We start from the raw sequence: 8,782 nt of genomic DNA on the forward strand, positions 1-8,782 counted from the left end.
AAGTGGAGTTGCCGAACCCAGCAGATGCGACTGCGCAGTTGCTTTTCCGAGTATCTGACTCTGACACTGCGGTAGCGCTGGGTAGCGGGGACGTCGAGGTGCTTGCCACCCCGCGAGCCATCGCTTGGGCGGAAGCAGCCACTTGTGCGGCGGTGAGCGAGTTCCTGCCGTCAGATGACACCACAGTGGGTACGGCGGTACAGGTTGAGCATTTGTTGCCTAGCGAAGTGGGGAGTGTCGTCTCGGCGACAGCCAGAGTTTCTAGAATTTCGGGGCGACGAGTGGTCTTCGCCGTTGAACTGGTTAACGATCGAGGAGACGTTGTGCTGGCTGGCACCATTACGCGCGTCGTCGTGGCTCGCGAGCGATTCACTCCGGCTGCTGCAGACTAGTTACCTCGACCGGTCACACCCCGGTGGTGCTGCGTGGGTAGGCAACGCCTGGATCCGTGAGCACATTCACCAAGTAGGGCACATTCGCGGCCAATGCTCGATCCAATGCCGGGCCAATCTGCCGGGGATCTGAAACAGTCTCACCTGCGCCGCCGAGGGCTTTAACCACATCGTCGTAGCGTGTGGGCTGTAAATCGGCAGCCACGTCGTATCCGTACAAGAACTGCATCGGATGTTTCTCTAGCCCCCATGCGCTGTTGTTTCCTACCACCATGACCACCGGGAGGTTGTGACGAACCAATGTATCGACATCGGGGAGCGAGAACCCCGCAGCGCCATCACCCATCAGCAGGATGACGGGACTGTTCGGTCGGGTTACTCGGGCAGCCATGGCGTAACCCAAGCCCGTCCCTAGACAGCCGTAGGGTCCCGGATCCAACCAGTTGCCGGGTTGGGCTGGTTGGAGGAATCTGCCCGCGAACGAGACGAAGTCGCCGCCATCTCCGATGACAATGGTGTCATCGGTCAGCCGCGGTATGAGTTCGCCGTAGATCCGGGCCGGGTGAATGGGATCAGCATCACTGGCGAGTAGGGCGGCATCGGCAGCGATTGCGGCGAGGTGCTGCTCTCGGAGTCGGGTGCGCCAGGGATGCCGGGCTTCGATCTGACCTGAGAAATGGCTTCGGATACTCGCAAGCGTCGGTTCGATGGGGCCGGCAGCCGAAGCCACAAGATCGACGTGCTGAGCAATTTGGCTGGGGGCATCCACGATATGGACAACCTCGGCAGGTGGATTGCCGGCACGACCACCAAACGACCCGAACCCGAGCCGGAAATCCAACGGGGCACCTACGACAACGACGAGATCTGCTTCGGCCAAGGCAGTGCTACGAGCTCTAGTGACCAGTCCCGGATGATCTGGTGGCAGAATTCCGCGCCCCATGCCGTTGGCGATCACGGGAAGATCTAATTCGGTGGCAAAGTCGCGGGCGGTGTTATCCGCCCTACCCATCCAGACATCAGAGCCGAGGATCAGTACCGGTCGTGCAGCGCTGGCAAGCAGCGCTGCAATCCGACTCGCCTGCTCATCATCGGTGGCTTGCCGGGGGCTGTCGATCGTTGTCACCGACGCAGTGCTCTCTGTGAAGAGCGCATCCATCGGGATGTCCAGAAACACGGGTCCGCGATGGGGGCTATTGGCCAACTGAAAGGCCTCCGTGACCGCTTGGCCAATGAGGGTGGGTTCGACGATGGTGGCAGCGCGTTTGGTGACCGTGTCCAAGATAGGTGGATGATCGAGTTCCTGCAGCGCTCCACTTCCCCAGCGGTTCCCGGGTGCCCGACCACCCACAACCACCATGGGGGAACCGTTGAACCAGGCCCCGGTGATGGCGCTGACGGTATTCGTGACGCCGGGGCCAGCAGTAACGACGGCTAGCCCTGGCGTACGGGTGAGCTTTCCGGTCGCTTCGGCTGCGAAGGCGGCGGTGGCCTCATTCCGTACGTCCAGCAACCGCATCGGTCCAGCGCCTCCCGTCAAGATCTGGTCCCGGCCGCCCACTGCTGCGTCGTAGAGCGGGAACACATGGGCACCGGAGAGCGTCCACATCACTTGCTGACCGGCAGCGACCGCTGCCGAGACGGCGTGGCTGCCGCCATGTCCACTAATTTCGGAAGGAACCGCTGAATCGCGCTGCTCTGCCATGATCCGACGTTACTAGGGGGATGGCATAAGACTGCAGTGAGTCGCGAATCGGTGGTTTACTGTGTCAGCCTAATTGGTATGTCTGCCGGCTCAGTCGCGATCGTCACCTGTGTCAGCCTGCCAGAGCCTGATCCCGATCAGGACCTATTGCTGGCAGCCCTTGCGTCCGCTGGCGTCGACGCGAAATTAGTTGCCTGGGATGATCCCAACGTCCGCTGGGCGGATTTTCAACTGGCTGTCCTCCGCTCCACATGGAATTACATTCAGGATCTGCCGGCCTTCCTCGATTGGATCCGACACACATCGAAGCTGACGCAGTTACTGAATCCTGCGGAAGTGGTGCTGGCGAATAGCCATAAGCGCTACCTGATCGAGCTAGCTGATCGTGGTCTGCCGGTCGTGCCGACGAGCTATTGGCCGAAAGGTGCTGATGTGAGTTTGGCGGCGGTGATGGCAGAACAGGGTTGGGATGATGTGGTGGTCAAGCCTGCGGTTGGTGCGGGTTCGTACCTGACCGAAAGATTTGATGTGGCGACGGCGGCGGCTGGTGAACAGTTTTGGTCGCGCGCGATAGCCCAACGAGAGCTGCTGGTTCAGCCATATCTGCCATCGGTGGCTCAGTACGGCGAGCGCTGTCTTATCTGGATTGCTGGTGAGTTCACTCATGCGGTCCGAAAGAATCCTCGACTAGGAGACGCCGAGGAGTCGGTGTCTGATGCGCTCACTATGTCCTCGGATGAACTTCGGGTAGCTGAGCAGGCGTTAGCAACCGTAGCCCACGAGTTGCTCTACGGGCGAGTGGACCTCATCCGCGACTCAGCGGATGAACCTCTCATCGCTGAGATCGAACTGATCGAGCCGTCGTTGTTTCTGCAGCAGTCACCTGCTGCACTAGCTCGACTCGTGGCAGCTATCTCGGCAAGGTTCTAGCAGACCGCCGATGGCCTTATTCTCGGATTGTGGCTACCTGGGAGAGCATCGTTCGCTCCCGTACCGAACTCGGTACGGCGGCGACAGAGCGACTGCGACTGCTGATCGGAGAATGGTCGCTGCTGGCAGATCTGGGGTTCGCTGACTTTGTGCTCTTCGTGCGGACCTGGGACGGAGCCGGCTGGATCGCCATCGCTCATGTTCGGCCGACAACCGCTCCCACAATGCTGGCTGAGGATCCGGTGGGGCTGTTCGTGCCACGATCCCGAGCAGCCCCGCTTGAGCAAGCGTTGCAGTCCGGGGCACCAGTTGTCTGCAGTCCGCCGGCACAACTAGATCACGCAACGGAAGTTGGTGCCATTGCCACGATTCCAGTGCCATTCAGCAACAGCAGGATTGCGGTGTTAGCCCAGTACTCGGGCATCGAGCAGCAGCAGATCGGCGAGATGGAACGCAACTATCTGGCGGCTTGCGATGCGCTCTTGGAAAGAGTGGCGGCCGGGAGTTTTCCCCAGCCGAATAGTGAGTCCATGAGCGCGGCGGCTCCGCGGGTGGGCGATGGAATTGTCCGGCTCGACGCTGCCGGACGAGTGGGCTACGCCAGCCCCAATGCCCGAACCTGTTTGCGGCGGCTAGGGGTCTCGGAGCAACTGCAGGGGGCCTCGTTTGCGGAGTTACTCGGCCGGTTAGGTCGAAACTATGGACCGATGGCACGAACCGTTCGGCGGATATCGCGCGGGGAAGAGGTCGGCGCAGCAGAGTTGGCCACGTCCGTCGCCACCGCCTCACTGCGTTCGGTACCCCTGGGAGGAGCTGGATCTGGTGGCGGGGCAGTGGTGCTGCTGCGTGACATCACGGAACTGCGCCGTCAAGAACAGGCACTGCTGTCAAAAGACGCCACAATCCGAGAAATCCACCACCGGGTCAAGAACAACCTGCAAACCGTCGGCGCGCTGCTGCGGCTGCAGGCCCGTCGCTTGCCTCCCGGTAGCGCACGGGCGGCACTCTCAGATGCCATGACTCGGGTGACCACAATCGCGTTGGTTCATGAGTCGCTGGCGCACAGCCCGGGAGAACAGGTCGATTTCGATGAGATTTCCCCGCAGATTCTGACTATGGCCCGAGATGTAGCCGCAGCCAACAATCAGCCGATGCCGCGGATAGCCGTCTCAGGTTCTGCTGGCGTACTGCCGTCGGAACTCGCCACGCCGTTGGCCATGGTGCTGTCGGAGTTGCTCCTCAACGCGATGGAGCATAGCGGCGCTGAACGGATCTGGGTGGAGTATCGCCGCTTGGATCGCGTAGTCGGGCTGACCATATTGGACGATGGCGTTGGGTTTGATCCCGCGCAGGCACAGGGGCTGGGTCTGGAAATCGTTCGGACCCTAGTGATGGATCAGTTGCGAGGTGAACTCGAGATCAGCAGCGCTGGCGAGACACCTTGGCCGCGGCCGCTCACAGCGGAGTTGGATAGTGATAGTCGGGTCGCAACGACGCGGGTAAAAGTGGTGTGCCCGCTGGCGTTGTAGCCAGTAACTAGGCCAGCTTGGCGCGAGCGCGGGCGCGACGCCGCTTCAACGAGCGACGCTCGTCTTCGGACATGCCACCCCAGACACCAGCATCTTGGCCGGTCTCGATCGCCCAGTTGAGGCAGACTTCCTGCACCTTGCAGTCCTGACACACCTGCTTTGCAATCTCGATCTGAGCGAGCGCGGGACCGGTGTTCCCAATCGGGAAAAACAGCTCGGGCTCTTCATCCCGACATGCCGATACGTGGCGCCAGTCCATGAGGCCTCCTCTGCCGCACAAGCGGCTGCTGACGTTGCAGTGGGCAGGGCGCTGCCAAGCAGATATCTACGGTGAGATACGCTCAGAAGCCGGAACCCGGCCCATCTACTGGGGCTTACTTCCAGTGCCTTAAGGTTGTCAGGAGACGCCGGTCGCCACAAGGGCCTAGGTCTGGTGGTTCGCCCAGATGAGTGTCGCGTTCGTCACACCTACCTCGCTCTGCGTGCTCTTTGTGGCGCATTGCGTCCGTTTTCCCGCAGAAAACCCAGATTCCGTCGGTGGGGTTGTCCAGTCGCTTGTTAGCGATCAACCCCGGGCTGAGCGTCTGGCGGTGAGCTGGTGTCAGGTGCGCTCCGGCCGGCGATGAGAGCCAGCAGCCCAACAACGGCGGACAAGCACGCCACAAGAGCGGCCAGCCGAGGCTCGGTAGCAGATGAGCCGAAGAGCACCGGCAGCGCAGCCGCCAGCGCTAGTCCTTGGATAACGACAAAAGGTACAGAGCTCCACGAGGCTCCCCGCCAGCGGCCGATCGCAACGACAACGATGCCAGCCCCCAACAGGGCGAAGGTGATGATCTCTGCCACGACTCCAGTACTTGAGGCCACCGCTTCCGGACCCTCGGCACCACGAGTTACCGCCAGCACTGCGATCGTGATGGCGTACCCCAACAAGAACGCTGCTTGTATCGCGGCAGTGATTGCTGTGATCCGGTTTGTCGTCAATCCCGAGACTGTTGCCACGGTCCTAGGCTACGGGCGGATAGGGTCAGTGCATGCGCGGACTCCTAGTAGTCAATCCCAAGGCGACGACGACCAACGATCGAGTCCGGGAAGTGATCATCCATGCGTTGGCTGCCACGGTAGATCTCGACGTGGCCATTACTGACCACCGCGGACACGCGAAGGAACTTGGCGAACGAGCGCTGCGCGACAAGCTGGATGTCGTAGTGACGTTGGGTGGTGACGGCACAATCAACGAGGTCGTCAACGGCATCCTGGCTGACGGGCCGGGACCGCAGGTGCCTGTGTTGGCCACCGTTCCGGGTGGTTCAGCCAACGTGCTGGCCCGCTCAACAGGACTGCCCCGCGATCCGGTGGAGGCCACCGGCGTATTGATCGCCGGAATCGAAGACGAACGATTCCGTACGATCAGCGCCGCGACTGCCAATGATCGTTGGTTCACCATGAATGTTGGCATGGGCTTGGACGCCGAGATAATCGCGAGTATGGAAGAGGCGCGAGGGCGGGGGAAACGGGCTAGTCCCACTCGATACTTCATGACAACCCTGCGGGAGTACTTTTCTCGCACGGATCGCAAAGAACCAGCGATCACGATTCAGCGCGAAGGCGAGGAAGACATGGATCATGTCTTTTTGGCCATCGTGCAAAACGCCGCCCCTTGGACCTTTTTCGGGGGGCTGCCGGTGAATCCCAATCCAGAAGCCAGTTTTGACCGTAATCTGGACGTCTTTGCCATCCGCGATCTCCGAGTGATTCCGTCGTTGCGATGGACTCGACGACTACTCATGGGCAGCAGTGCCGGTTCTGCCAATGGGCTGTATGTGGGACGTGATCTTGGGGACCTGAGTCTCGTCGCGGATCGACCCACTGCGGTTCAACTCGATGGCGAAGGTCTTGGTGAGATGACCGAACTGTGCATCCGCTCGGTGCCGCGAGCGCTGCGAATAGTTGTCTGAGAACGGCTAGTAGTCGTTCCCCATCTCGGCGCGCAGCCTGGCCAGCGTCCGGTTGAGCAAGCGGGAAACATGCATCTGCGAAATCCCAAGTTCAGCTGCAATGTCGGCTTGGGTCTTGTTCTGGAAGAACCGCATCATCAAGATGGCCTGTTCTCGCTCCGGTAGTGCGGCTAGTAGCGGCTTGAGCGTTTCTCGATTGTCAACGCCCGCAATGGCGGTATCCACCGAACCCAGAACGTCTTGGAGCGATCCAGGGTGTTGATCATCGTCGTTGTCGCCAGCGCCGCCGTCGAGGGAAGCGGTGGCATAGGCCTGGGCGGAATCCAAGCCCTCCAATACTTCGTCCTGTGACACATCCAGTCGTTCTGCTATCTCAGCGACGGTGGGCGATCGCCCGAGTTCCTGAGACAGATCAGCGGTCGCGCGACCGATGGTGATGCGCAGCTCCTGCAGACGACGTGGTACCCGAATCGCCCAACCCCGATCCCGAAAATGCCGCTTGATCTCGCCGACGATGGTGGGCGTGGCGAAGGTGGACAACTCAACGCCGCGGGTGGGATCGAATCGATCAACCGCATTGATCAGCCCTACAGTGCCCACCTGGACGAGATCATCCAGCGGCTCGCCCCGATCTCGGAAACGGCGAGCCAAATATTCCACTAGCGGCAGGTTCATCGTGACGAGTTCATCGCGGACCCGCCGATACTCAGGATCGCTGGAATCTAGTTCCGCCATCCGAGCCAGTAACTCGTGCTCATGCTCGCGGTCCGCGTCGGTCCATCGCTTGGTGGAGCTCACGATGCGATTGCCCCTACCTTGCTCACTGTCAGCGACAGCGTCACTCGGCCCTCAGCAAGCTCAGCTGTCACCTCGTCGACCAAGGCGGTCAAGACCGTCCATGCGAAAGTGGTTTCTCTGGGGGTCCGCCCAGAACTGCTCTGTGACGAGACCTGGATGATCAAGTTGTCGCCCGCAGGTGTCCAACGGCATACCAGTTCGGATTCCGTGACAGCGTCTTGCAGCAGAAGTGAGGCCGCTTCATCGACTGCCAGCGCAGCGTCTTCTAGCAGATCGACGGGAAAGTCGAGCCGGGCACAAACAGCCGCTGTCGTGGCCCGAGTCAGCGCAAGGTAGGCGCTCGCCGCGGGTATATGCAGGACGACTGGCCCGTGTGATTGCTGTGCCACTAGCTACGCTTTCTTGGTCTCCCAGAAGATATCGGAGATCTGGTCAATCTTGGCGAGCAGATCATCGGCGATGGCGACATCGGTGGTTCCTTTGGTACCGCCAGCACCAGCGAGCTTGGTTGCCTCATTGAAGAGCGTGTTGAGTTCTGGGTGTGCCTCGAAGTGCGGCGGCTTGAAGTAATCAGTCCACAGGATCCACAGGTGCTCTTTCACCAGGTTGGAGCGGTCCTCCTTGATGCTGATCGCCCGAGCGCGGAAGTCGGCGTCATCAGAAGCGTTGTGCTTTTCCATACATGCTTTGACCGACTGGGCCTCGATCTTGGCCTGTGCCGGATCGTAGACGCCGCAGGGGAGATCGCAGTGGGCGTGCAGGGTCTTCTTTGGGGCGAAGATGTTTAGCAACATCATGGTCCTTTCCGCAATGGCCGGGCTGGCCGAAAAACCGGGTTCACAATATCTCTCGTTGACCCTACCCTCACTGGCATGGGCCCGCGATACCTCCGCCGAATCAAGTGGCCACTTTTTACCGCGGTTTTGGCCGGAGATTCCATGAATCCGAGCTATCGCGACGGGGATTGGGTGTTGGTGCTTCGCAGCGAGCGACTACAACCTGGTGCTGTGGCCGCGGTGCGGGATCCCCGCGAGACCCGCCGGATATTGATCAAACGAGTCATCCGCCGCGAGTTTTCCGGTTGGTGGGTAGCAGGGGACAACCCAACCGCCTCGACTGATAGTCGAACGTTCGGACCGATTCCGCCAGAATTAGTGGTGGGTCGAGTTCTACTGCGCTACTACCCCCTGCGGCGATCGGTGGTCGCGAGCTAGCGGGCGGGCCGATCAGACCGTTTTCAAGGCAGCGGATTCGGCACGTGGACGGTGATATGCGAGGATTAAGGCGGCAATTTCATGCGTCCGGCCAGTTACTCCAGCTGTTTGCCGGACCCACCTGCGTGCGAGAGGGGATGTGTGTCGTCCGACTTTCCGACAGCGGATCATGAACGATCTTCTGATCCCGCCTTTCCGCTTCACCACGGCGGCAAGATTGAAGTGCGCCCCACGGTGCGTATTCGAGACGCGGAGGGCT

General features: G+C 60.7%; 11 protein-coding genes. 5 read left to right on the plus strand and 6 right to left on the minus strand.

Annotated features, from left to right (window positions below):
- Nucleotides 1-8 precede the first annotated feature (8 nt).
- Nucleotides 9-392 carry a thioesterase gene (locus tag K0U62_07365; protein MCH9801332.1) on the plus strand — a complete coding sequence of 128 codons (384 nt, stop codon included), beginning with the start codon at nucleotides 9-11 and terminating at the stop codon, nucleotides 390-392.
- 13 nt (nucleotides 393-405) lie between these two features.
- Here the strand turns inward: K0U62_07365 and K0U62_07370 are convergent, their stop codons facing one another.
- Nucleotides 406-2,097: an acetolactate synthase gene (locus K0U62_07370; protein MCH9801333.1), complete on the minus strand. Its 1,692-nt coding sequence runs from the start codon at nucleotides 2,095-2,097 to the stop codon at nucleotides 406-408.
- Nucleotides 2,098-2,175: 78 nt separating this feature from the next.
- Here K0U62_07370 and K0U62_07375 point away from each other — a divergent pair, with 78 nt between their 5' ends.
- Complete coding sequence (locus K0U62_07375) at nucleotides 2,176-3,027, plus strand: tektin family protein (protein ID MCH9801334.1); 852 nt, start codon at nucleotides 2,176-2,178, stop codon at nucleotides 3,025-3,027.
- Between the two features lie 29 nt (nucleotides 3,028-3,056).
- A complete protein-coding gene (locus tag K0U62_07380; protein ID MCH9801335.1) occupies nucleotides 3,057-4,556 on the plus strand; it encodes a sensor histidine kinase in 1,500 nt (499 codons plus the stop codon).
- 7 nt (nucleotides 4,557-4,563) lie between these two features.
- Here the strand turns inward: K0U62_07380 and K0U62_07385 are convergent, their stop codons facing one another.
- A complete protein-coding gene (locus tag K0U62_07385) occupies nucleotides 4,564-4,815 on the minus strand; it encodes a WhiB family transcriptional regulator (protein ID MCH9801336.1) in 252 nt (83 codons plus the stop codon).
- A 299-nt stretch (nucleotides 4,816-5,114) separates the two neighbouring features.
- A complete protein-coding gene (locus K0U62_07390) occupies nucleotides 5,115-5,555 on the minus strand; it encodes a hypothetical protein (protein MCH9801337.1) in 441 nt (146 codons plus the stop codon).
- A 32-nt stretch (nucleotides 5,556-5,587) separates the two neighbouring features.
- Here K0U62_07390 and K0U62_07395 point away from each other — a divergent pair, with 32 nt between their 5' ends.
- A complete protein-coding gene (locus K0U62_07395; protein MCH9801338.1) occupies nucleotides 5,588-6,511 on the plus strand; it encodes a diacylglycerol kinase family lipid kinase in 924 nt (307 codons plus the stop codon).
- A 6-nt stretch (nucleotides 6,512-6,517) separates the two neighbouring features.
- Here the strand turns inward: K0U62_07395 and K0U62_07400 are convergent, their stop codons facing one another.
- The 3 genes from K0U62_07400 to sodN are packed head-to-tail and all read right to left on the minus strand — an operon-like array spanning nucleotide 6,518 to nucleotide 8,106.
- Complete coding sequence (locus tag K0U62_07400; protein MCH9801339.1) at nucleotides 6,518-7,246, minus strand: RNA polymerase sigma factor SigF; 729 nt, start codon at nucleotides 7,244-7,246, stop codon at nucleotides 6,518-6,520.
- A 59-nt stretch (nucleotides 7,247-7,305) separates the two neighbouring features.
- Nucleotides 7,306-7,698, minus strand: coding sequence for an anti-sigma regulatory factor (locus tag K0U62_07405; protein ID MCH9801340.1), 393 nt, complete (start codon nucleotides 7,696-7,698; stop codon nucleotides 7,306-7,308).
- A 3-nt stretch (nucleotides 7,699-7,701) separates the two neighbouring features.
- Entirely contained in the window at nucleotides 7,702-8,106 is a 405-nt protein-coding gene (gene sodN, locus K0U62_07410) for a superoxide dismutase, Ni (protein ID MCH9801341.1), read from the minus strand.
- Nucleotides 8,107-8,247: 141 nt separating this feature from the next.
- Between sodN and sodX the strand changes: the two genes are divergently transcribed.
- Nucleotides 8,248-8,523 carry a nickel-type superoxide dismutase maturation protease gene (gene sodX, locus K0U62_07415; GenBank protein ID MCH9801342.1) on the plus strand — a complete coding sequence of 92 codons (276 nt, stop codon included), beginning with the start codon at nucleotides 8,248-8,250 and terminating at the stop codon, nucleotides 8,521-8,523.
- Nucleotides 8,524-8,782 lie beyond the last annotated feature (259 nt).

The sequence above is a fragment of the Actinomycetes bacterium genome (genome assembly GCA_022599915.1).
GTDB lineage: Bacteria > Actinomycetota > Actinomycetes > S36-B12.

Coding starts and splice junctions, on each gene's coding strand:
- K0U62_07370 (MCH9801333.1), bottom strand. CDS start 2,097: ATGGCAGAGCAGCGCGATTCAGCGGTTCCTTCCGAAATTAGTGGACAT.
- K0U62_07375 (MCH9801334.1), top strand. CDS start 2,176: ATGTCTGCCGGCTCAGTCGCGATCGTCACCTGTGTCAGCCTGCCAGAG.
- K0U62_07385 (MCH9801336.1), bottom strand. CDS start 4,815: ATGGACTGGCGCCACGTATCGGCATGTCGGGATGAAGAGCCCGAGCTG.
- K0U62_07395 (MCH9801338.1), top strand. CDS start 5,588: ATGCGCGGACTCCTAGTAGTCAATCCCAAGGCGACGACGACCAACGAT.
- K0U62_07400 (MCH9801339.1), bottom strand. CDS start 7,246: ATGGCGGAACTAGATTCCAGCGATCCTGAGTATCGGCGGGTCCGCGAT.
- sodN (MCH9801341.1), bottom strand. CDS start 8,106: ATGATGTTGCTAAACATCTTCGCCCCAAAGAAGACCCTGCACGCCCAC.
- sodX (MCH9801342.1), top strand. CDS start 8,248: ATGAATCCGAGCTATCGCGACGGGGATTGGGTGTTGGTGCTTCGCAGC.